Source organism: Thiomicrorhabdus aquaedulcis (genome assembly GCF_004001325.1).
In the GTDB taxonomy this organism is placed as follows: domain Bacteria; phylum Pseudomonadota; class Gammaproteobacteria; order Thiomicrospirales; family Thiomicrospiraceae; genus Thiomicrorhabdus; species Thiomicrorhabdus aquaedulcis.
Genome location: NZ_AP018722.1, coordinates 823,633 through 845,404, shown reverse-complemented (window position 1 = coordinate 845,404; position 21,772 = coordinate 823,633). Strand labels below are relative to the sequence as shown.

At 40.4% G+C, this 21,772-nt stretch carries 18 protein-coding genes and 2 pseudogenes; all 20 read right to left on the bottom strand.

Annotated features, from left to right (window positions below; genetic code table 11):
- Positions 1 to 242: 242 nt before the first annotated feature.
- The 20 genes and pseudogenes from EP181_RS03740 to EP181_RS12620 all read right to left on the bottom strand — a co-directional run bounded on the left by EP181_RS03740 (position 243) and on the right by EP181_RS12620 (position 21,701).
- Positions 243 to 1,658 (bottom strand): sigma-54-dependent transcriptional regulator, encoded by a 1,416-nt coding sequence (locus EP181_RS03740; protein WP_127470467.1) that lies wholly within the window; start codon positions 1,656 to 1,658, stop codon positions 243 to 245.
- Positions 1,655 to 2,803, bottom strand: coding sequence for a sensor histidine kinase (locus EP181_RS03735; protein ID WP_127470466.1), 1,149 nt, complete (start codon positions 2,801 to 2,803; stop codon positions 1,655 to 1,657). The genes EP181_RS03740 and EP181_RS03735 overlap by 4 nt, the downstream gene beginning before the upstream one ends.
- Before the next feature lie 32 nt (positions 2,804 to 2,835).
- Positions 2,836 to 4,017: a sigma-54 interaction domain-containing protein gene (locus EP181_RS12625; protein ID WP_127470465.1), complete on the bottom strand. Its 1,182-nt coding sequence runs from the start codon at positions 4,015 to 4,017 to the stop codon at positions 2,836 to 2,838.
- Positions 4,018 to 4,172: 155 nt separating this feature from the next.
- Positions 4,173 to 4,475, bottom strand: coding sequence for a hypothetical protein (locus tag EP181_RS03725; RefSeq protein ID WP_127470464.1), 303 nt, complete (start codon positions 4,473 to 4,475; stop codon positions 4,173 to 4,175).
- 11 nt (positions 4,476 to 4,486) lie between these two features.
- Positions 4,487 to 4,920 (bottom strand): annotated as a pseudogene (fliS, locus tag EP181_RS03720) (flagellar export chaperone FliS).
- 85 nt (positions 4,921 to 5,005) lie between these two features.
- A complete protein-coding gene (fliD, locus tag EP181_RS03715; RefSeq protein WP_127470463.1) occupies positions 5,006 to 7,360 on the bottom strand; it encodes a flagellar filament capping protein FliD in 2,355 nt (784 codons plus the stop codon).
- A gap of 156 nt (positions 7,361 to 7,516) precedes the next feature.
- Positions 7,517 to 7,963, bottom strand: a complete 447-nt coding sequence (locus EP181_RS03710) for a flagellar protein FlaG (protein WP_127470462.1) — start codon at positions 7,961 to 7,963, stop codon at positions 7,517 to 7,519.
- A gap of 27 nt (positions 7,964 to 7,990) precedes the next feature.
- Complete coding sequence (locus EP181_RS03705) at positions 7,991 to 8,395, bottom strand: flagellar protein FlaG (RefSeq protein WP_127470461.1); 405 nt, start codon at positions 8,393 to 8,395, stop codon at positions 7,991 to 7,993.
- Between the two features lie 37 nt (positions 8,396 to 8,432).
- Positions 8,433 to 9,368 (bottom strand): flagellin N-terminal helical domain-containing protein, encoded by a 936-nt coding sequence (locus EP181_RS03700; protein ID WP_127470460.1) that lies wholly within the window; start codon positions 9,366 to 9,368, stop codon positions 8,433 to 8,435.
- A 116-nt stretch (positions 9,369 to 9,484) separates the two neighbouring features.
- Complete coding sequence (locus EP181_RS03695) at positions 9,485 to 10,420, bottom strand: flagellin N-terminal helical domain-containing protein (RefSeq protein ID WP_127470459.1); 936 nt, start codon at positions 10,418 to 10,420, stop codon at positions 9,485 to 9,487.
- Between the two features lie 516 nt (positions 10,421 to 10,936).
- On the bottom strand, positions 10,937 to 11,866 hold the full coding sequence (locus EP181_RS03690; RefSeq protein WP_127470458.1) for a tetratricopeptide repeat protein: 930 nt from the start codon (positions 11,864 to 11,866) through the stop codon (positions 10,937 to 10,939).
- A pseudogene (locus EP181_RS03685) lies at positions 11,866 to 12,920 on the bottom strand (6-hydroxymethylpterin diphosphokinase MptE-like protein). Before EP181_RS03685 ends, EP181_RS03690 begins: the two are co-directional and overlap by 1 nt.
- A gap of 497 nt (positions 12,921 to 13,417) precedes the next feature.
- A complete protein-coding gene (locus EP181_RS03675; protein WP_127470455.1) occupies positions 13,418 to 14,137 on the bottom strand; it encodes an acylneuraminate cytidylyltransferase family protein in 720 nt (239 codons plus the stop codon).
- Between the two features lie 21 nt (positions 14,138 to 14,158).
- Positions 14,159 to 15,208, bottom strand: a complete 1,050-nt coding sequence (locus EP181_RS03670; RefSeq protein ID WP_127470454.1) for a nucleotidyltransferase family protein — start codon at positions 15,206 to 15,208, stop codon at positions 14,159 to 14,161.
- Between the two features lie 124 nt (positions 15,209 to 15,332).
- Positions 15,333 to 16,292, bottom strand: a complete 960-nt coding sequence (locus EP181_RS03665) for a phosphotransferase (RefSeq protein WP_127470453.1) — start codon at positions 16,290 to 16,292, stop codon at positions 15,333 to 15,335.
- A 2-nt stretch (positions 16,293 to 16,294) separates the two neighbouring features.
- Positions 16,295 to 17,119, bottom strand: a complete 825-nt coding sequence (locus EP181_RS03660) for a class I SAM-dependent methyltransferase (RefSeq protein ID WP_172959684.1) — start codon at positions 17,117 to 17,119, stop codon at positions 16,295 to 16,297.
- A 643-nt stretch (positions 17,120 to 17,762) separates the two neighbouring features.
- Positions 17,763 to 18,938 carry a UDP-N-acetylglucosamine 2-epimerase gene (gene neuC / locus EP181_RS03655; protein WP_127470451.1) on the bottom strand — a complete coding sequence of 392 codons (1,176 nt, stop codon included), beginning with the start codon at positions 18,936 to 18,938 and terminating at the stop codon, positions 17,763 to 17,765.
- A complete protein-coding gene (locus tag EP181_RS03650) occupies positions 18,935 to 20,377 on the bottom strand; it encodes an ATP-binding protein (protein WP_127470450.1) in 1,443 nt (480 codons plus the stop codon). The genes neuC and EP181_RS03650 overlap by 4 nt, the downstream gene beginning before the upstream one ends.
- Positions 20,378 to 20,493: 116 nt before the next feature.
- A complete protein-coding gene (locus EP181_RS03645; RefSeq protein ID WP_127470449.1) occupies positions 20,494 to 21,531 on the bottom strand; it encodes a PDDEXK nuclease domain-containing protein in 1,038 nt (345 codons plus the stop codon).
- Positions 21,528 to 21,701: an SAF domain-containing protein gene (locus tag EP181_RS12620; protein ID WP_269471163.1), complete on the bottom strand. Its 174-nt coding sequence runs from the start codon at positions 21,699 to 21,701 to the stop codon at positions 21,528 to 21,530. Before EP181_RS12620 ends, EP181_RS03645 begins: the two co-directional genes overlap by 4 nt.
- Positions 21,702 to 21,772: the final 71 nt, after the last annotated feature.

The following is a 21,772-nucleotide window of genomic DNA, read 5'->3' as shown; positions in this document are numbered from 1 at the left end:
ACGGGATTTTTAAGAAAATCATTATCACATAGTTTTTAAAGCGAATCAGCAATTGATATGCCAAAACCTTTTAATAAATAGCTAAAACCAAACCACCAGGCCTGGTCAGTCTTTTAAAAAAATCTTAAATCAACTTTTAAGAAACCTTTACACGAGTGGGGTACGAGAAAAAATGAGGAAAATTTTAACCATTTTTGACCGAGCATTCACTCGTGTAGAGGTCTCTTTAACCTTAGGCGCATTTAAGGAACATCTACACCCAATTCTTTTAATTTCGCCAATTTATAGCGCAACGTTCTTGGGCTAATACTTAAGGCTTCAGCGGTTTTTTGACGGTGCCCTTCGTGCTGCTTTAACATGTTTAAAATTAGCTCGGTTTCGCGCCCTTTTAAATCCAATGTACGTTCAGTATTGGCAAAATCATTAAACGCATTTTGCGAATCTTCTGCATAAACGACGTTTAATTCATCGTTGACCTGTGCCGTTAAGTTTTTAACTTGAGGTATTGCAACCAACGATTGCACAAGAGCCTGCTCGTCATAATCGTCTAATAAAATATCTTGTTCTTCAATGGTGTTGCCCGACATCATCACCAGAGCGCGTTGCACCACGTTATCAAGCTCGCGAATATTGCCCGGCCACGGATATTGTATTAAACGCTTCATAGCCGGTGCCGACACCATCGGCTCTACTCGGCGGGTGCCGCAATGGCGCTGAATTAAACGCTCTAAAATGGCCGCGATGTCTTTGGGTCGCTCTTTAAGCGGTGGCAAACGCATGGGAAAAACATTAAGACGATAAAATAAATCTTCTCTAAATTTTCCGTCGAGAATGGCTTTTTTCATGTCGATGTTTGAGGCGCTTAACACCCGAACATCCAATTGAATTAATTTTAGGCCACCAATGCGTTCAACCTCTTTTTCTTGCAACACGCGCAATAACTTGGCTTGCAAATCGGGTTTCATTTCGCCAATTTCATCTAAAAAGATGGTGCCATTTTGCGCCTGTTCAAATTTGCCTGGCATGGCTTTTAACGCACCGGTAAACGCGCCTTTTTCATAACCAAACAACATGGCTTCCAGCATATTTTCAGGAATGGCCGCACAATTTATAGCCACAAACGGCTGCTTTACGCGGGGTGATTGATTGTGGATGTAGCGCGCCAACACCTCTTTACCCGTGCCACTGTCGCCGCTGATTAAAATACTCGCGTCACTTTGCGCCACTTTTTTAGCCATGGCTTTTAGCTGCTGGGTCACGCTGTCGGCCGCAACAAAATCGTCTTCGCTGGACGCGTCGCGGTTAAAGTAAATATGGGCTTTTTCAACCAATACATTGGCCTCAAACGGCTTAACAATGTAATCTACTGCACCGGCTTTCATGGCGTTTACCGCCTGTTCGATGGTGCCGTAAGCGGTCATTAAAACAATGGGTAAATAGGGTTTCATGGCGCGAATCCGCTGCATTAACGTGTAGCCGTCCATGCCGTCCATTCTAATGTCGCTAAACACCATGCCAATGTCGTCGTCTAGCGCCACCAAGGCTTCTTCGGCGCAACTCACGCTCAACACTTCAAAACCGTTGAGCATTAGGGTATCCACCAGCGCCTCTTGCAGCTCAGCATCGTCTTCTACAACCAATATTTTGGCAAAACTCATGCAACCCCCTTTGCGTCAATTAATGGCAGTCTAATACCAAATCGAGAACCATAACCCGGAATAGATTTTACCCAGGCCTCACCATTATGCGCCTCGGCAATGGCACGCACTACGGCCAATCCAAGCCCCGTGCCTTTGGCACGACTGGTGTAAAAAGGTTCAAACACCTTCTCTAAACGATCGGCGCTAATACCCGGCCCTTGATCGCTTACCACAATGTCCACTTTATAACCGGGCAAGACATTCACCATCACTTCAATGCGTGCCTGCTGGCCAACAATATCAATGGCATTGCCAATTAAGTTTTGCAATGCGGTTATTAACGCGTCCAAATCGCCCAATACCACCAGGCCTGGTAACACGGGTTTAAATTCAATCACGCTATTAGAGCGGCTTACTTGGGTTTCGACCGACTGCGCCAAATGCAAAAAAAGCTCAGGTAACGCAATTTTTTTCTCGCTGCCTTTACCGCCCTTAGCGTATTGCAGCATGTCTTTTACCAGAGCTTCTAAATGATGCAAACTCGCCAGCGCTTTATGCACAAACTTTTCACGTTTTGCATCGTCCAAATGCGCCGAGTTCATTTGCGACACATACAACAGCGCCGAAGCCAACGGCGTGCGAATTTGATGCGCCAAAGACGCGGCCATCTCACCCATAGAACTTAAACGCTGATGACGGCTCATATGCTCTTGCAATTGGCGCGCGGAAGTGACGTCTTGAATGAGCAAAATCTTACCCAAACCCTGTTGCAAATCGGTCTGGGACAATTGATACACCACCTCGTCGTGGGTGATTAATTCACCCGCATCGTTGCTGACTAAAAACACGTTCATCACCACCACATCCCAGTTGCGCCCTAAGGCGTCGGCGCCCAAAATGGCTTGTGCGCTGGGGTTCATCTCGGCAATTTGGTGTTGAGCGTTTAACACAATCACCCCCGCGGGCAAAAGGGTAAGCAATAAACTTAAGCGTTCGGCCACGCGTTTTTTTTCGGAATCACTGGCCGCCAACTGCTTTTGCAACTCGGCCACTTGGCGCTGCAATGCGTCGTAAGCGTGGGTAAGCTGTACCGAAGTTTCGTTAAACAACTCAAAGGCTTGCTCTAGGGTTTTTAAACGATCTTTTTCAACGGTATCGAGCATGGCCAAGTTCACCTTTTAACACTTTTTAGCACTTAAAGTGCGGTTAAATCGTACTTACGAATTTTTTCGACCAACGTGGTGCGATTGGTCTGCAACAACTTAGCCGCCTGCGACACATTGCCATCGGTTTGTTGCAAGGCACGCTGAATAAGCTGCACCTCCATCTCAACCAAATACGACTTTAAATCCAATCCATCGTCTAAATTAGGCGAAAAACTGGGAAACCCCGACATCCCTGTGCCTTTATTGGCCACAAACTCCAGCACGGCAGGCGACTCAGATGTTGGTTCTGTTGTTGGTTGTGAGGGCATTTGCGGATTGTCGTTGTCCGGTGTTAAAATCGTCAAACCTTCTGTTTGGACGACTTCGGTTTGAGCGACTTGTGTTGGCACAGTGCGCGGTTCAGATACGCTGTCAACGCCAATAAACACCATGTCATCGGTGAGTTCTACTTGATATTTAGGGGGTAAATCGTGGTAATCGACCACCAGGCCTGGAAACAAAATGGACAAGCGTTCGGACAAGTTCCCCAATTCTCGCACGTTGCCCGGCCACGGATAATGTTGTAACGCGGTTAAGGCTTTAGCGGTTAATTGCGGAGTTTTGCGGTTGTTTTCTTGAATTTTAGTAAACATAAACTTAAATAAAGCAGGAATGTCTTCTGGACGCTCGCGCAGAGCCGGCATTTCGATGGGAAACACGTTTAAACGATAAAACAAATCTTCGCGAAACGAGCCTTCTTCAATGGTTTTTTCTAAATCTCGATGAGTGGCGGCAATCACTCGCACATCGCACTGAAAACTTTTATTACCGCCGACGCGTTCGTACGAGCGTTCTTGCAACACCCGCAACAACTTAACTTGCATGGGCAAGGGCATGTCACCAATTTCGTCTAAAAAAATAGTGCCGCGCTCGGCCATTTCAAAACGGCCTTTGCGCGCGGTAATGGCTCCGGTAAACGCACCTTTTTCGTGCCCAAACAATTCGCTCTCTAACAGCTCGGCCGGTATAGCCCCACAGTTAATGGGAATAAACGAACGCTCATGGCGGTTAGACACCGCGTGCAACGCTTGCGCCACCACCTCTTTACCCGTGCCCGACTCACCCAAAATAAGCACGGTTGCGTCGGTTTGCGCCACTTGAAGAATAAGCTTTTTGACTGCTTGCATGGCAGGACCATCGCCCACCAAAGAATTTAAGTATTCTTGAGACATTTTGCCGCCAACTATTAATAACAACTAGGCTAGCTTTATATAGAGATTTTTAACGAATGTCAAAAATTTGGCGATATTAAATGCACTATTTCAAATAGATCAAACTAACATTAACCCCAGACATTAATGATTAGCACACTGCTAACTTGACCATTTTAAGACTCTTTAATATAAGTTTTTAGCTTTTTAAAATTAGCCACATCCTTAAGATGCTCTGAAGACAAGCTAAACAGAGCATTTTGTATGTTTAAATGATATTGCCGACTGTCCTCTAAAAGCGAAGTCATAATATCGTTTAAAGAACTAGGATTTTGTTCAACCAAGTTTTTATATAACTCAACAAACTGCCTGTTTAGCAAACTAAACTCTTCCCACTTTTCAGCTTCTGTTGTAGTTACTAATTGTTTTGACAATGCCAACAGGCTTAATTTATTTTTAGCCACTTGTTGTAACTCCAAAACTTTACTCATTAACTGGCTAATTGATTAAGACTGTCTTTACTCAGTTTTTTGTAATTATCGGGCATTTCACGCCATGCATCCGCCAAATCAACAAAATAACCTAAGACTTCATCGAGTATTTCAACCGAATTTTTAACACTAGCAGAAACTAATCTTCTATATGCATAGTCATAAAGTGAATATAAGTTTTGCCCAACATCGCCACCCTTTACCAAATCAACCCCTTCTCTTAAAGACATAATAATTGATAGGGCTTTATTTAGATGATCAGACTTTTTTTCATAATTTTTTTGTTCTACAAAATTTTTCCCAACTTTATGTTCTTGATGACGCCATCATATAAAAGTTCAATTAACTTGTGTGGCGAAGCTTCTGAAATAGACGTTTCTAAATAAGTATTTGCATATTGTTGTGCAAAGTTTCGTTTGGCTAAAAGGCTCATGTGCTATCCCTCTTTTGTTGCTTTTATAAGGCTAACTTTTATAAGGCTAACTTTTATAAGGCTAACATTCATTATTAAATCAATTTTAGTTGTTATTACTAAATTGAGCAGTCAAAGAATCTCTTGTTGACTGTGACTGTGACAGTATCGACTGCAACATAGAAAACTGAAGTCGATATTTCATTTCCATTTTTTCATAACGTAAATCAAGTGTTTTATTACGCTCATCATAGCTGTCAATTTTAGTACTCAATGAGTCTGTTTTTCTAGAAATCAAGCCCGTATCTTTTTCAAAAAAACCATTTATCATGGCTTCTAAACGACTGGCAAAACCCTGAGCAAAGGTTATCTCACCGCGAGCACCTAGATTGCCGCCCAATACTTCAAAAGACAAACCTCTTACTTCTGCAGGCTCGGCGCCAATAAACGCATAATCACTAATGTTTATTTTTCGGCCATCTTTTTGGTCGGCATAAGCCCCAATATTAATGGTGCCAGAGGCTGTTGTAAGCGTACCGTCAACACTCAAACCAGTTTTAACCGTACCCGTATCCACAACACCAAAGTTTATACCGGAGGCATTAGTCGCTCCCGTAATATTTAAACTGGAGTAACCACCATAACGATTTGATGTCATGACCAAGTTGCTGCCGGTTGCATTAGCCGCAATATTTACAGAGTTACCAGAGGCTTTAATGTCTGCATTATTGTTAATGTTATTGGTCAGTTGATACGCTAAATCTTCCAGCGTATAGCGCCCACTTGCTAAAGAAATATTTGCGGTCGTCGAGTCATCTATCTTAATATCAAATGATTCTGCAGCCGTTAAATCAAGCATTTTTTGACCAGTGTAGACATTACCTGTTTTAAAACCCTGCGCGTCTAAACCAGTTGCGCTGTTAAGACTCACAGCGCCCTGTAAATTGGCTGCCTTAATCTCAAAGCGCGATTGCGCTGTATCAAAGCTCACCGCCATCATCCCTACACCAAAACCAGTGTCTATCTGCGTTTGCATTTCTGTGGCCAGGTCTTGCAAGCTGGCGTAAGAGCCTTGTGTGATGTTAAGTGTTTTTGTATTGACAGGGTCTGAACCATCACCAAGGGTTAAACTAAAAGTGGCCCCCGAACCAACGCTTAAAGCTGCCAAATTATCTGTGACTCGGGTTAGCGAAACCTGCTCATCCGTGCCTAATGTTACGCCCATTGCATCGGTGGTAGCACGGGTTGCAAGTTGCGTAATGTTAAGGGCATAAGAGCCAGCTTGAGTTTTACTAGAACTAGACAATACATTCACCAAGCCATCCGATGATGTGCCACCTTTTGCAAACAATTGACCCAACGCTTCCATGTTATTAGACGCAACGCTATTCAAAATACTTTCATCTAATTCTAATTGGCCATCCAAAGTAAATTTCATGCCTATTGAGCTTAACGCATTAAAATTACCTGATACCTCCTCAATCGCACCCGACAAAGCTGACTTTATATTGCTTCTAACCTCTCGTAAAGTACTGTTGCCAGCAAGATCACCATAAAACTTATACTGATCTGACTCTAACTGTTCTGGGGTTAAATCGAACGTATCGTATTTAGCCAACTCGTCTAATATGGTGTCCATTTGGTTGTAAACATCAACAAAACTTTTAACTGCATCGGTCACTTTGCTGGGATCTTGTGAAATATTCACCGATTGTGTTTGACCAACAGCGACCGAGTTTAAACTAAAAGAAACGCCCTCAACCACCTCATTAAACGTGTTAGAACTGTTAGAAATGGTTAAACCATTTAATACCATTACCGCATCTTGGGCTTGTGCTGTTGTGGTAAAGCTTTCTAATTCCGCAATACCTGACAAACTAATTTCGCTTGCCGCTCCCGTTTGCTTTGAGGTAAACATCATTTGATAACTGCCTGCATTATTAATAACAGACGCAGTTACACCATAATCACCACTGTTAATAGTGCGTTTAAGAGCATCTAAATTATTATTGGCTGCATCAATCACAATAGGCTCAAACACTTGCCCACCAACCGAAATGGTTAAAGAACCTGATGCGATGGTGTCGTACGGCGATGAATAACTAGAATTAGTTATAATATTATGCGCTTGAGCTAACTGTTTAGACTCTATCGAAAATGAGCCCAAGCTTGCGGTTTCATCAGCAGTTACTTTAATAACCGATTCATTTGAGGATAACGCTTTCTTTTCGTTAAACAGCGCAGGATCAGAAAGATCTTGGACATAACTGTTAAACGCTTGCAAATTTAACTCAAGGTACTTTAGAGCATCCAGTTCTGTAGTAGCTCTGGTTGTGCCCCTTTCAACAATAGATCGTTGGCCAGCAACATCAGCTTCTGCCAATACTTTTGCCATACTACCTACGTCAAATGTGCTGTTTGTGATGCTATTGAGTAGCGTGGAACCAATTTCATTTGCCATTTCAATGCTCTCTAATTTATGTTTAATTATTTACAATGGTAAGCATTTTAAATACCAACCTTATAAAAACTTTATCGGCAAGTAAAACTAAAACTTTAAAACAAAAAAAGCGACTAAAAAGTCGCTAAACACACAAGGAAAATATTACCGCCCTATCTACACAGTTTCGTTAGTAATCAAACCAACTGGCGATGAAACTTTTTCAGAGACCTTATTATTCATTTCTAAATATTGAGTAATACTTTTAGAAATATTTAAAAAGTCTTCTGTTGGAATCTGACGAATTACTTCATCTGTTTCACTGTCTTTTATGAAAATAACCAATCTATCGGAATCTTCATTTCGTTCAAATTTTAAATAATTTTGAAGCTTTTGCATCTGAGAATTTAGACTCGCTACTTGGCTGTCTATCTCAGCTACATTAATTTGGCCACCAACCTCTCGATACTCTAAATTATTAAGCTCAATTTGTCTGCTAAGAACCTCTGGCAAAACATCTTGTTTAATTACTTCATTATAGTCGCTAGAGGCGATGGGCTTTTCAGATTTACCATATAACATACTAGCCAAGTTATTAGGTTGTATGCTCGTAAAATCGTTCATACGCCCCTCCAATATTCAACGAATCATTTATATGATTTCATTAAACAAAGCACCTGTCAAACCTTCTTTACTTGATAAACCTGTTTTCTGTACTGACTCTAGATAATTTTGGATGTTTTTCATCATCTGCAATGATCCTTCGTTTGGGTATTGTTTTATCACTTCACCAGTCGTTTTATCAACTACTTTTACCACCGAGTGTTGCGTGGTTTCGTCCACAGCAAAAGTAATCGCTTGCCCAAGTTGATTCAACAGATTGTTAACCGAACCTGCTTGAACCTTTAATTCTTCCGTTGCTTCTTTTTGTGCACTTGATTTTGGAGAGACGACTGATGATTCAGCCATTAACTTTGTATCATTGGCACTATGCAACTTTTCAGTAGATTGAACACTTTGATTCAAAGCAAATGGATTAACTGAATTAATATCCATAACTGTCTCCCCTTAATAAAATCTCGTCATGCATTTACTATCTTAGTAGTGATAAAACACTTTGAGAGTTTTGATTAGCCTGCGATAGCATACTCATTCCAGCCTGCTGAAGAACCTGTGTACGCGCTAGGTTTGCTGATTCTTTTGCAAAATCGGCATCTTCGATACGTGAGCGTGAAGCATTAATATTTTCATCCACGTTTGCCAGGTTAGAAACGGTGTAATCTAAACGGTTTTGAATCGCACCCCAGTTAGCTCGCATTGTCGAAATAGCCGCCAAATCAGAATCAATCGCACTCACAGCAGCAGAAGCAAACCCAACCGCAGAAGCGAATGTCACACTTGCAGGATTTCCACTCATTAATCTAACATCTGCACTTGTTAAAGAGGTTAGCGTGCCAAAATCTAACATGGCCACACCAATTCGGTTAGTGTGACCACCCTCCCAACCCACATGCGCTTTAAAGTTATTGCCAGCACTTGCATTGCCAACGCTAGCAATAGTACCAGCACTAATTTGACCAACCGATAGAGCTCCTGCACTAAACGATGATGCATTCATGACATTCATACCATTGAATTTAGTAGTGTCTGCAACGCGAACTACTTCACTTTGCAGTTGTTTAAACTCAGATTGCATCTGATCACGGTTATCATTATTGTAAGTACCGTTCATTGATTGAAGGCTTAACTCACGCATACGCTGAAGCATATTAACAACTTCTTCAGCCGCTCCATCCATTGTTTGAATCATTCCAACCGCATCATTGGCATTTCTAATAGACTGCTGAGTACCAATTGACTGAGTATTCATGCCTGTTACTACCGCTAAGCCAGCCGCATCATCTGCTGCACCATTAATTCTTAGACCGGATGTCAAACGCGCCATAGAAGTTGATTGTTCTAATGCACTAGTATTAAGTGTGCGTTGGGCATTCATTGCCCCCATATTTGTATTGATTACCATTGCCATAATAAATCTCCTTTTGTACTAGAATGAAACTTTTAAGCTACAGATAACATGTAGTTTTTTAAGGTTTCTATTTTTTCAGTTACGGCGTTACCGCTCATGAAATCTTTTTAAACGCTCTACTGCAGCAGTGATAAAACTTGCTGAGATTGCTGATTTGCCTGACTAAGCATACTCATGCCTGCTTGTTGCAATACTTGTGTTCTTGCTAAATTCGCACTCTCTTTGGCGAAATCTGCATCCATAATTCGTGATTTTGACGCATTGATATTTTCATTTACGTTTTGTAAGTTAGAAACCGTGTAATCCAAGCGGTTTTGAATTGCGCCCCAGTTTGCACGCATGGTAGACAGCGAGGCTAAATCGGCGTCAATTGCGCTTAATGCGGCGGACGCAAAACCTACAGCAGAAGCAAAAGTGACACTAGTGGGATTTCCACTCATTAAACGAACCGTTGCGCTGTCAAGTGTGTGTAAAGTACCAAAGTCAAGCAAGGGAATACCAATACGGTTGTCATGCCCCTCTTCCCAACCTACGTGAGCACGGAATGCATTACTAGTACTTGCATTAATAACACTAGCAATCGTGCCAGCGCTAATTTGTCCAGCCGACAACACACCACCACTAAAGCTTGATGCATTCATAATGTTCATACCATTAAACTTGGTTGTGTCTGAAATACGTACTACTTCTCTTTGCAACTGATTCACTTCAGACTGCATTTGTGCTCGGTTATCATTATTGTAAGTACCGGTCATAGACTGAACAGTTAACTCACGCATACGTTGCAACATATTGACCACTTCATCTGTCGCGCCATCCAATGTTTGCAACATACCGATAGAATCATTTGCATTACGAATCGCTTGTTCTGTGCCTCTGATTTGGGTCGTCATACCTGTAGCAACTGCAAGCCCCGCAGCGTCATCAGCCGCACTGTTTATTCTTAAGCCTGAAGTTAAACGCTCCATTGAAGTTGACTGCTCTCCCGACGTACGATCCAACATACGCACCGCATTCATTGAAGCCATATTTGTGTTAATTACCATTGCCATGATTCTTTCTCCTTGAGTAATTTAACAATCACTCTTTGTGTGTGTTTTGTGTTTTTTATATTTTGATTTTGAGGCTCTCTTTGGTGCCTTCAGTTTATATAACGGCACGTTAGAAATATCTTTAGAAAAATAATCAATTTTTATATTCAAATCATCAAACGCCAATGGTTGAATTATTTTGGATTGAAACGTATGAATTAAAATGAACGCTACTAAAGGCGTGAAGTTAAAGATGTGTTCGCCGGACGCTTATGGCTTAGATTCAGCGCAGTAGCGACATTTTGGCTTTCGAATGATGGGAAGATCTGTTGTGACATTGTTGATAAGTACGTGAGGAAAATAAGAGACGTTCGCCAACTAAATAAATACGCTGACGGCTTTAAAATTAGATTGGGGGATGACAGGGGGTTGCTGACGCGGCAGCTTTTTGAAACAGTTGGTATCTCTTTATTAAGAGCAGACACCAACAATTTAGACTATTTAGAGTAAGAGACGTGTTTTTGCCGAATGCTTTCATTAGGTAGGGTTTAGCTGGAGCAGCATATATTGTGCTGTTTTATTATCGGGCTCTTGACTCAAGACTAAGTTAAGAACCTGCCTAGAACTTTCTAGGTCTTGGAGTTTTAGATAAAGCGTTGCAAGTTTTAGATTAATCAAATATTGCTGAGGTTTCTGCATTAAATATATTTTCAACACATCAACTGCATTTAAAGTATTACCTAACAAATCGATCATTTCAGCATAAGGCACCATATAATCTAATGAAAAACGACATAAACCTTCAAGCACCATTAAAGCATCCTGATAACGCTCAGACTTTATTGCAAGGTTTAGTGCTTGTTGTAGGGCAATATGCTGAGCCAAAGGTTCTTTAACCAATAAATATCGATCAAAAGCCAGTGAATTTTGATTCTCTAAGTCTGCTTCCATAGCCTCAATAAGCTGGATAAGAGCATAACGTTCATTGTCTGAATCTAATGTTAAAGCCGTTTCTTTTAAATACTTTAATTCTTGCGGTTTATTGCCAATAAGAGCCTCTTTTGCTTTATCTGCAAGAACACTAAGTGATTGAACTGTTTTTTTCAATTTTGAATAAAGAAGAGTATCGGACTTTGTCATCTCTATTTGAAAACGATTAGTACCATCTTCAAGAATTGCTACCTCTTCATTATTTTTTGGATTGTTAAAGCGCAACCAAAATAACGCCCTACCGAGTTCGCCATACTTCTCCCAATAAGGGCATAACTCTTTAGGCGAAATGCCTTTTAATTCTTGCAACCTCACTCCAGCTCTCTCTTCAGCCAGCTCGAGTAAATGCCCATATTGAACGGATGCACTATTCACAGATTCAAAGAAAATGGTAAGTTGCTCTATTGCGCTTTGAAGCTCACTTGATTCAAGTTCGGGATTAAAGTTCTCAGAAAAATGAGTAAAGTTATATGTCATTAAAAATCAGCATCTTCGCCTAAGGCGTTATTGATTTTCTTTCTTAACTTTTCAATCTTATTCCTAACCTTTTGATTTGGTTGTTGAGTTTTATCATTCATTAGCTTAGGCGTAGCCGCCAAGGCTAAATTGGCAAAACTTTTTACAGATACAAACCGCTTAATTTCTTTGGAAAGTTCTTTCTTAGTTTCGGTTACAGCATCCAATCGTTGCGATTTAGTGAGCGTTAAAGCCTCTCTGACATTCAAAATAGCTTGTTTTTTCTGTGTCATGAGCGTGCAATCATCTGGATGCACATAATCAACAAGATTCATTTTTGCTGAATCCAATCCCAACGAAAACACTTGAAAATCGGCTTTTTTCGACTTGTGAAAGTAAACTTGCGCTTCAAAAGTATCTTTGGTGTTTTTTAATGTCAATTTAGTTTCAGCGACTTCACCAGAATTGGTTTCAAGCGTTATCAAATTTTTGAATTGAAGATGAGCCGATAGCTGGGCTTCATTACTCGAACTTTCATGTGTTTTGCCTTTAGCAAAGCAAAAATCAACACCTGATAGAAATATTTGACGACAACCGAGCTCTGCTGCATAGTGAAACGCAGAATTCACGACTGTTGGTCCAGGAGATCCAATATTCTCAGACACCTCTTGGTCTTTCCAACCATACTTCAATCCACCATAAGCTTTTAGCCCCAGCCATTGGCCTAAGAGTTTAGGGTTCACATGATAACTATGAAGAAGGATTGCTTCCTCCGAATAATGAAACATTCCCTTCGAATTATCAAAACTCACATCATGCGGATCAACCGAAACAAAAAATCAGGAACGATTGATTCTTCTAATAACCTAGCGGCAACTCGACCCACAGAAAAGATAACAAGATGCTCCTGATTCTTTTTAATCCACTCAATCGAATCATCAAGCGTAGGCCCCCCTCCAATTAATACTGCTGAAAGTCCTTCGAGTGAACGACCCAGTTGCTTAATTGGAATGAAGTTGTCTGCGGCGTTTAAAAGTCTTGCATTTTCAAACTGCCAAGAGTTTTGCGCTAACATTATGGCAGAACTTAGCGTGTCAAACGAAGACTTAACCTGTTGCCATAAAACGCCATAAAAACTATCTTTTTGGCTATCTACAACCGCCATTGACTTTAAAATTCGAACTTTTTTTCGCGCAAAAAAATGTGAAAACTTCGATGAAATTATATTAAGTTTAAAATGATGAGAGACTAATGAAACTGGCTCATCCAAGCCATCAGAAATCTCTGAATCAAGGCCAATCTGACGAAGAACGTCTAAATCCTCCAAAAAAACAAAATAAACATGTTCTGGAAGTTTAGTATTCTTGATGTATTTATAAAATAAACCTCCATCTGTGCCTACGACTAAATAGAGCATCTCTTTGGGTTCAAATAAAGAAGCATAATTATTTTTGTAAACCGATTCAGAAGACTGTTTAGCAAAAAGTAACTGGTTGATCTCAGTAAAGTAGGTTTCACCGAAGATGTTCGTTTGTGGTGTTTTCAATTCAATCATTAGAGTCTGCCATTACATTACTTCTGTTTAATCATTTTTAAGGCGTTCTGATAGGCTTCAACCAAAAAGGCATCCATAACCGTATCAACATCAATCCCTTCAATTTCGCTGGTCTTAAAAAGTGCTGTTTTGCCTTCAACAACAAAATTCTCATTTTGTCTAATCCACTGAGGTGTTGCGATATAAATGGAACCATTTATAACATAGTAGTCACCTTCTAATTCCTGTCTTCTTGGGACGTACTTTAACTTACGTGTTGAAGCCAAATAATGCCAACCGCTTTTTAACTCATGAATACTTTTTGCAGGATGATCTTTCATAAGATTAACCCCAACCAAAGATTCCAAACCACTTTCAAGGTAAGCGTCTATAGCATCATCAATTAATGTTAAGCCTCTTAAAGGTGATGTCGGCTGCAGTAAAACGACTACGTCTGGCAATTGGTTTCTTTTTTCAAGCCAATCTAACATATCCAAAACAGCATGAACCAGCCTTGCCGTATCTGTGGCCAAATTTGCGGGTCGTTGATAGCTAACGTCCACCCCCATTGTTTCAACTTTTTTTATAATTTCGTTGTCATCAGAGTTCAGCATAATACGCGTTAACTTTTTACTCGCCAGCGCCGCTTCAACCGTGTATTGAATTAAGGGTTTTCCGCTAATCGGATAGATATTTTTTCTTGGGATGCCTTTAGAGCCGCCTCTGGCTGGAATAATCGCTAAAATATTTTTTTCCATATAATGCTCTAAGATTTACCGTTAAAAATGAACTGCATAATCTACTTGGGCTCTTTCAAAGTCTGGCATCTGTCCAATATCCATCCAATACTCGGTTAAAGGAAATCCTCCAACGGGTTGTTTAATCGCCAATAAATCATCCATTAAATTTGGCATGTCGTAATATCCACTAAAGGATAATAACTTGAATACATCAGGCGATAATGCATAAATGCCTGCGTTTACAAAATAACGATAAAGCGGTTTTTCAGTAATTTGAGTGATACGACCATCGCAAAACTCAATCACTCCATACGGAACTTGCTGAGAGTGCTCTCTAACACAAGCTGTAATTATATTTTGATTGGCTTTGTGAAAGCTCAGCAATGCTGTCACATCAACTTTTGTTAATAGATCACCATTCATTACTATAAAATCTTGTCCGGGTTGACTCGGCAATAAAGATAAGGCACCTGCTGTACCAAGAGGAGTATCTTCTTCAATATATTGGATATTAATACCCCAATTTTCGCCATTGCCGAAATATTGACGGATTTGTTCACCCAGATAATTGATGCAAAAATAGAACTCAGAAAAGCCTTGTTCTGCTAAGTGATTCACGATTGTTTCTAAAATAGGTTTATTGCCTACTTTTAACATAGGTTTGGGAACAGTTTCAGTGAGCGGTCTTAATCGCATACCCAGCCCACCCAGCATAAGTACGATTGGGTTTTTATAGGATTTTGTTATGCCTCTTTTTATATAAAAAAGTTTAACAACGGTTTTTTGAATGTCTAAGATGGGTAAATGCCTTAGTCCTCTGGGCTGCATTTTCATTCGCCAACCTACTTCATTCTCACTATCAAGCCCATAAGTTGGTGAAGTATTCATGGCTGAGCTAACAGAAGAGTTAAGCCCGCCCCCTTCTAACAGTGCCCGTCTAACATCACCGTCGGTAAGCGTTCCTTGGAGCCTGAGTGCTTCATCCACAATTAAAACAATTTGCATCGGACTTTTATCTAAAATACGCAAGGCATCTTTAATTGTGGACTCTGAGGTTATCGAAATACTTTTTGGATCATAAACTGGCATAAATTTCACCTTATAAGCGGGTTAAAAATGACACGGCCATTGTAAAAGCAAAAGGCATTTAATGTATAATTTTAACGTTATTGCTTGTCTAGTAGCCTTTCTAAAGTGTGCTGACTATTTTCTGCTAACAAAAATAAATTAAAAACTTTTGCCACTCTGACTCTAAAGGATTTTTTCCTTTTAGTTCCATTTCCATCAAAATAACAAAACTTCTCACAGAGAGCGCCTTTAAAAGACTGACCAAATCATTGGCATTTTTAAATGTTACGCCCATCTCATCTTCATACCCTTTAAGCAAAGCATTTAACAAAGGTTCAATTAATGGTATGTCTCTTGTCAAAACAAAACGCTCAATCACGAATGCTAACTCTTTTAAGGGGTTGCACCAAGCGCTAAAACTACTTTCAAAATCTAAAAATAAAATACCCTTAGACGTCGCCAACAAATTCCCTACATTTAAGTCACCGTGTGTTGATTGAGCATTTTCCACAAGTATTGATAAATCATCTGGGGAATAATTTTGAAGTAATTGTGCAATTTCGGGGCGTTTAGAAAATGAGTTATTGCTTTTAAAGGTTTTAAAACTTTCTTGAATATAAGAGAAACGCTCAATGCCAGCCTGTCTCACCGATTTAATAAAGGGCGCTTTTTTTAAAGCTTGATGCAATTTCCCAATAGAACGTCCTAGATGCTCCAGGTTGTCAACTGTTGGCGAAATAAAGTCACCCTCAACATACTCATAGGCCAATAAAACCTGATTATTAGGCAACAATTTAGGAAACCCATTTAACAACAAACTAACCAATACACCTTGACTGAATACATATTCGGCAACCTGATTAGCTGCAAGTTGAAGCTTTAAATGTTCCTCACTCATCACCTTAACGAACTTTAATGATTTTGAACCAACAAGGTAATACCCTGGCCTTAATAAATGTCCAGACTTTAATGCTTTAACAGGACCATCAAACCCGGACCAGTGTTGAATGTTTTGTGCCTCAAACTCAGAAACACCTTCCCAAATCACATTTGAAGGATGCATTTCTAAAAATGCTGGCGTTCGAGGCAACCAAAAGTCAGCCATACTTAGGCTTTTATAAGCTTTTCAAACACAAATATGGTGTTGTACCCTAATCGCTGTTTTGACAAAAAATGTTTAAAAAAATAATTTTCAATCTTTTGAGTCAGAGCCCATGAAAAGAGAGATTTATTTTCATTTTGCGGAACGACTCCCACGCTGTAATATTTCTGCAGAACTAAACCATGTCGTTTTGCAAGCGCTTCCATTTCATTATTAGCCATTCCAACATCGCCCCCCTTAAAGAGTAGACGACTCAACAAATACGATAATGACCAAAAGCTGCGGTGATTATTACAAACTAATTTTCCACCACATTGCATTTTTTGAACCAAAAATGCCATCGCACTCTCTCTAAGCTCTACTTCTGCATTCGGAAAAAATCTAAAAGCAGTCACTAAATCCAAACTGTTATCTTCAATTTCAGGCACACCCTTTGAAAAATCACAATTTAAAATTTTAGCCTTTGTAAGATGTTGGGCTGCAACTGCAAGCATCCCTTCAGAAATATCCAATACAAATTGTTGCGGCACAAAGTCTTCTAATACTTTAGCAATGCGACCAGTTCCACCCGCAAAATCTAAATGTGTTTGCGCGGGAGAGTCTTCTACTATTTTTCTTAAAATTGCCTGCTCAAATTCCCAAATCATTTTTCGACCGGGTCGTTTATCAAACGATGCGTGATAACCTTCATGGTAAGATTTATCAGCTTTTACAAAACCTGCTGAATAATCATGTGAACGTTTATACTCATGTCTTGGTGTCAATACCAGAGGTCTTGTGGCAACTAATAAAAATAACTTCAATTGCACTTTAATATTCGCTGCATTCACTGGCATTTGCTCCTAGTATTTAGTCGATTCAACAACGATCTAAACAACATTTATTATTGCGAAATTCAGGCTCTACCTCTACTCTTAAGTAGCATTCCTGAACATGTTTATCTAAAGACTAAATTCTTTAACGGCTAGAGCGTTTTTTTATTTAGTGGAATTTAATCACTCTTGATATTTAAAGTGTGTTTAGAGGCCAGTGCCAAAAAGATTTTTCGCCCACTTTTAGCATTAACTGGGCATCACAGTTGTTAACGAATGCAAACGAGCCCCCAAACCGCCCACCATTAGCACCGTTTTATTTGGCTTAATCTCTGGTTTTAATAATTCATCAATTTGTTTTAAACCCAAAACACGATTTGCTTCATCAATAATCGGGATTTGATGCCGTTTTTTGGCAATCGCTTTTTTAATAATCCCTTAATTGGATTCACCATTACATCCAACCGTTGGCGAAGTGGATACAATCGATTCGATAGCATCATCAAATTTCAAACCCTTCAATAATTCACAGCGAATATAACCATAGAGGATGGTTTTGTCGCCTTTAACCACCAGTAAAATCTGCGACTATATTTAACCCATTCGCAATAGAGCTTTTTAATCGTTATCTGATTATTGACCAGTATGCTTTCAATATTTTTCATAGCTTAGGCTGTACTAAGGCGTCTAAATCGTAAAATTTTTTCTTTAAATCCTGTGCGTAAACTTTACGCTTTAGGATGGGTAAAATTTGTGCACTGGCATTGCCATCACCATAAGGGTTTTCTACTGATTCTAAAATATTTTTAAACTCATCTGAAAACGCTTTTTGAAAAGCATGCGCTAAACCTGATAACTCTGGTTTGCAATCAATGACACTTGCAGCCTTTAAACGCCCTGTTTGACGATCACCAACATTGATTGTAGCGATTTTAAAACTGGGGGCTTCAAGCAAGCCGCTAGAGCTATTGCCAATAACGGCATCCATAAACTGCAATGCACTTAAATAACGAAGTTGACCCAATGAAGTAAAAGCAATCGCTTTTTGGGCGTTCTTAGTTACGTAATGATCAATCATTTGGTTAATAACTCTACCATCCGTGTCGCTGTTGGCCTTGGTTAAAATAATATGTGTATTTTTAAGCTGATCTAATGCGTTCAATAAAACTTGAAACTGTTCTTGAGCACTTGAACGCTCAAGGGTAACGGGATGATAAGTTACTAAAACATTTCGATCAGCCAATTTAAAGTCAATCGACTTTTCAAACTCATTTTTTGACAACAAAGTTAATCGCTTAATGTTTTCTATCCCTAATCCACCAACATTAAAAACCCGTTCTGGTGACTCACCTAACTGAATCACTCTTTGGCGATAAACTTCTGCCGCAGTAAAATGCCAATAGGCCATTTTGGTAATGCTGTGGCGCATTGCTTCATCAAACGCGCCTTCTGTGGTTTCACCACCATGTAAGTGAGCAATTGGAATACGGGCAATCATCGCGATTGACGCGGCAGCAAAAATCTCATAACGATCACCTAAGAGCACTACCAAATCCGGCTTTAGCTCATCATAAGCTTCGGCAAACGAAATTTGCGCCAATCCCATTGATTTTGAAATGCCAATAGCGGTGTCAGAGGACAATAGCATTTCAATTTTTTTATCAATCTTAAATTCTTTTTCAACTTCTTTATAGGTCAAGCCAAATTCTGGTGACAGGTGCATGCCGGTTACAATTACTTGCAACTGCAAATCTGAGTCTTGCTCTATGGCTTTTATTAACCAATACAGCAAACCATATTCAGCACGGGTTCCGGTGACTACGCAGATTTTTTTCATATTTCTTCCTCATTGACCTGCCAAACGCCCGATTTATTGCTTCCGATGCGAGTAAGCACGCCTGCTTTTTTCAGGTTGTCCAAATGCTGCTTGATGGTGCCGTCTGCTTTGTTTAGCTGTGCCATCATTTCTTTTCTAGTGATGCGCGGATTATGCCTTATCAGTTCAATCAATCGTGCAACCGTGGTTTCTTGGGCGGTTTCTTGGGCGGTTTCTTGGGCGGTTTCTTGAGCCTTGTAAACCGTGAGAACAAAACACCCTGCTTTTAATTCAAACTTGGGTGCAGGCAAGCCTGCTTGTTGGCATTTTTCAATAATATCGGTCGTACCCGTTCCGGCTTTTTCGATGTATTTTGCCAAAAACATGGGCTCAGCTAGGAGAGGATTCACCGGGTAAGAGGTATGCGGTTGCGTTAGGTCTTGCAAATGCAATCCTTGTGGCAATTGCCCGGGATTCCAAACTTCTAATCGGTCACTATAAAGCGCCACTTCTACACTGGCTGGGCTGGTGTAGTCGCGATGCACAATTGCATTAACTATCGCTTCAGACACCACCTCTTTAGGGATATTGTAGTGCACGGGCGCTTGGCTACTTTGTTGGCGTGTGCCGACACGTCGGTTAAGCTTGGAGAGTACAAAGTCGATGGCCTGATCCGCCAGTTCAAACACAGTGCCTTTATAAATTTGATACGAGGGAATGGGTTTAATTTTTTGGGTGCCATGAAAGTGCAGGCATTTGACTTCACTGGAAATAAAAAATCGCTGAGGCTGTTTACCAAAAAGTAATAAGCTCGCTTGAGTAAGTTGCGAATGATGATAGAGATTTAGCTGGGTTAATGCCTTTTCAATCGGTGTACCGGGTTTCACGGCGTAATTGCGTTGGTGTACCGCGATGGCTAAAAAGGTTTGCAGTTTTTCAGTATCAATGTCCTTAAGCGTAGCGTTGGCAAGGGGTGTTCGGTCAAATGGCAAGCTGTTGAGTTTGCCGACTCGCTCAAGGTAGTCAATCAAGCTGCTATACACTTGCGTGAGTAATTCAGTAATGCTATTAAAACGCTTGCGAACCAGTTGGGTTTGCACCTGTTGTATCAAGGCTTGCATAATGGGTGCTTTGTGTTGGTCGTCATTACCTTTGATGAAGATTAAACGCGTTTTATGTAATTCGGTGGCCGCATTGTATTCTTGATGCGTTGGTGATAAATCGCTATCGTCTGGCTGGCCGTATACATCACCTAATAGCCCAATATAAATATCAGATTGCTTCACCTGCTCCAAATAAATCGCCTGCGCCACTTGGTCTTTTGCGGACTGAGTTTCAAACACAAATACGCTAAAAAACCGGTGCAATAAAGCATCTGTTTCAATGTAGGCTTTTAAGGCTTTGCGTTCTTCGGCAAACTCCTTTTGATGGCTACTTAAAAAAATCTGAAACTGACTCATCGCACTAGCTCTCTCATATTAATTCGTCGGCTTGTTTAATGACCTGCATTAACCAATACAGCAAACCGTATTCAGCACGCGTTCCGGAGACTACACAGATTTTTTTTGTGTTTTGGTTATTCACCTTGTTCACTCCCAACTTGCTCGAAGAGTTTGCTCAGTTTTTGTTCGATTTGTTGTGGTGACGGTAATGAGGCTTGAAGCTCTTTGGGTAGTTCATGCGCTAATTTGTAGGTGGCGACACCAATGGGCTGGTTGATGTCTTTTAGCGCAAACTCAACCGTGGTTCGTTGCTTTTCTTTACAGATGATAATGCCGATTGAGGGATTTTCGTCCGGTAATTTAACTGTTTCATTAAGTGCGGTGAGGTAAAAACTGAGCTTTCCGGCGTATTCAGGTTTAAATTTGCCGATTTTAAGCTCTACGGCAATCAATGACTTTAAGCGTCGGTGATACAAAAGCAAGTCGATATAGTAGTCTTCATGATCGATCGTGAGTTTGTATTGGTTGCCCATAAAGGTAAAATCGGCACCCATTTGGGTAAGAAAGTTGCGCACTTCTAAAATTAGGGCGTCTTCGAGTTGCTTTTCGCTATGTTGTTCACTCAGCCCTAGAAAATCAAAGGTGTATTCGTCTTTGATAAGTTGTTGCGTTTGGTTTTGTAACTCTGCTGGAAGGGTTTGGGCAAAGTTGGTTTGGTTTAGCAGGGTTTTTTCATAGGTTTGGTTGTCGATTTGGTGGTCAAGTACGCGCACACTCCAGCGATTTTGCATGCTGGCTTGGATATAGAATTGTTGTGCTAAAGGGTCTTTGAGCTTTTGCAGGATTTTGACATTGTGCGACCAGCTAATTTCTCTAGACAGTGTCTGGAGTTTTGGTTGATCTTGATATGCCAGATAAAATTGGCGCATATTCCAAAGGTTTTGAGCTGAAAAACCCTTTGTGCCAACAAACTCATTTTGCAGTTCTTCGCTAATTTGCGAAACGATTGATTTGCCCCAACCATATTGGTCTTGTTTTTCAACAATGCGTTGCCCAATTGTCAAGTAGAGTTGAATCAATACTTTATTGACGCTTTGTAGCGCTTGGTTTTGGGCTTGTCGAATCGCTGTTTTAAGTTCTTCTACAAAGGGTTGTAGGTTTTCTAGGTTCATATCAATTCATCTGCCTGATAATCTTTTTGGGCGGCTTGGCCGATGATTTCGTTCCAACGCATCGGTGAAATACCCAGGCCTGGTCGTTTGACGGTGAGGTTGTGTTCGCTAAAGGTGTCGCCTTTTTTAATATCGGTTAAAGCGACGAGGCTTTTTCTGGCGACCTGCATGTTTTTTTGCTCATTAGCGCTTGGGCGTTTAATGCCATCACCCAGAGCGATTTCGATATTGCGAATGGCTT

Excerpts from the sequence above, each read along its gene's own strand:
- EP181_RS03740 (WP_127470467.1), bottom strand. The coding sequence starts at position 1,658 with ATGAGTTTTGCCAAAATATTGGTTGTAGAAGACGATGCTGAGCTGCAA.
- EP181_RS03735 (WP_127470466.1), bottom strand. The coding sequence starts at position 2,803 with ATGCTCGATACCGTTGAAAAAGATCGTTTAAAAACCCTAGAGCAAGCC.
- EP181_RS12625 (WP_127470465.1), bottom strand. The coding sequence starts at position 4,017 with ATGTCTCAAGAATACTTAAATTCTTTGGTGGGCGATGGTCCTGCCATG.
- fliD (WP_127470463.1), bottom strand. The coding sequence starts at position 7,360 with ATGGCAAATGAAATTGGTTCCACGCTACTCAATAGCATCACAAACAGC.
- EP181_RS03710 (WP_127470462.1), bottom strand. The coding sequence starts at position 7,963 with ATGAACGATTTTACGAGCATACAACCTAATAACTTGGCTAGTATGTTA.
- EP181_RS03705 (WP_127470461.1), bottom strand. The coding sequence starts at position 8,395 with ATGGATATTAATTCAGTTAATCCATTTGCTTTGAATCAAAGTGTTCAA.
- EP181_RS03700 (WP_127470460.1), bottom strand. The coding sequence starts at position 9,368 with ATGGCAATGGTAATCAATACAAATATGGGGGCAATGAATGCCCAACGC.
- EP181_RS03695 (WP_127470459.1), bottom strand. The coding sequence starts at position 10,420 with ATGGCAATGGTAATTAACACAAATATGGCTTCAATGAATGCGGTGCGT.
- EP181_RS03690 (WP_127470458.1), bottom strand. The coding sequence starts at position 11,866 with ATGACATATAACTTTACTCATTTTTCTGAGAACTTTAATCCCGAACTT.
- EP181_RS03675 (WP_127470455.1), bottom strand. The coding sequence starts at position 14,137 with ATGGAAAAAAATATTTTAGCGATTATTCCAGCCAGAGGCGGCTCTAAA.
- EP181_RS03670 (WP_127470454.1), bottom strand. The coding sequence starts at position 15,208 with ATGCCAGTTTATGATCCAAAAAGTATTTCGATAACCTCAGAGTCCACA.
- EP181_RS03665 (WP_127470453.1), bottom strand. The coding sequence starts at position 16,292 with ATGGCTGACTTTTGGTTGCCTCGAACGCCAGCATTTTTAGAAATGCAT.
- neuC (WP_127470451.1), bottom strand. The coding sequence starts at position 18,938 with ATGAAAAAAATCTGCGTAGTCACCGGAACCCGTGCTGAATATGGTTTG.
- EP181_RS03650 (WP_127470450.1), bottom strand. The coding sequence starts at position 20,377 with ATGAGTCAGTTTCAGATTTTTTTAAGTAGCCATCAAAAGGAGTTTGCC.
- EP181_RS03645 (WP_127470449.1), bottom strand. The coding sequence starts at position 21,531 with ATGAACCTAGAAAACCTACAACCCTTTGTAGAAGAACTTAAAACAGCG.
- EP181_RS12620 (WP_269471163.1), bottom strand. The coding sequence starts at position 21,701 with ATGCAGGTCGCCAGAAAAAGCCTCGTCGCTTTAACCGATATTAAAAAA.